Raw genomic sequence first — 747 nt, forward strand, 5'->3', positions numbered from 1 at the left:
GATCGGCTTCCTCGATCAGTGAGCCTCATGGCCAAGAGCACGCCCCTACAGCGGATCGCCGACGCGCTGCAGGTCTCGCTGACCGTTCTGTATCAATCGCAGAACGCGATCGAAGCGGTATCCAAGCCCGTGGAGCAGACAGAGGTTAATGGCGGCTTCGAACGTGAATGCTACGCGCTGATCCAGGCTTTCATGCGAATTTCCGATCCTGAAGAACGTCTCCGGATCTTGACCCTTGTGCAGGCGTCAGGTGAAGCGGCATGAGGCGCAAAGCGTCCAAGTTTGGAAGGCCGCGTCTGTAGACTGGCCGATCACGACGCTGGTTGGGCCCGCTGGATTGCACCGGACCTGAGGCGGGCTCAGGCAACGTCGTCACGACTACACATCATCTCGGTGCTCGGTGTGATGTACCTAGAAAATGGTGGTCTGGCGGTGAGCCCTGATGCCAACTACTCGCCACCTGATTTCAGCCCTGGGAGCAATGCTTCCGCAATAAACAAGCTTTCTCACTACCAAGGGTCAATTTGTGAGCCCTTCCCGAGTTAGTCCAAAGAAGGCTTCTATATGCTCGCGTAGACCACGCGGGGATACTCGGAGGCGTATGCATGATGGGACAGGGGCGGTGCATTTCACCAAGCGTAAAAGAGCGTCGTAAGCCTTTTGAATGTTCGTGGGCGACGGTTCGATATCAGCGCGAACGAGTGCACCGGCTGCAGTATGCCAAAGGGGCGCTTCGGTGCTCTGTAG

Annotated in this window: 1 pseudogene; it reads left to right on the forward strand. The window is 57.2% G+C overall.

What is annotated here, in order from left to right:
- A pseudogene (locus tag MKK70_RS03465) lies at nt 1-264 on the forward strand (hypothetical protein); the annotation flags it as partial.
- Between the last annotated feature and the right edge of the window lie 483 nt (nt 265-747).

It is taken from the genome of Methylobacterium sp. E-041 (assembly GCF_022829665.1).
Lineage (GTDB): Bacteria > Pseudomonadota > Alphaproteobacteria > Rhizobiales > Beijerinckiaceae > Methylobacterium.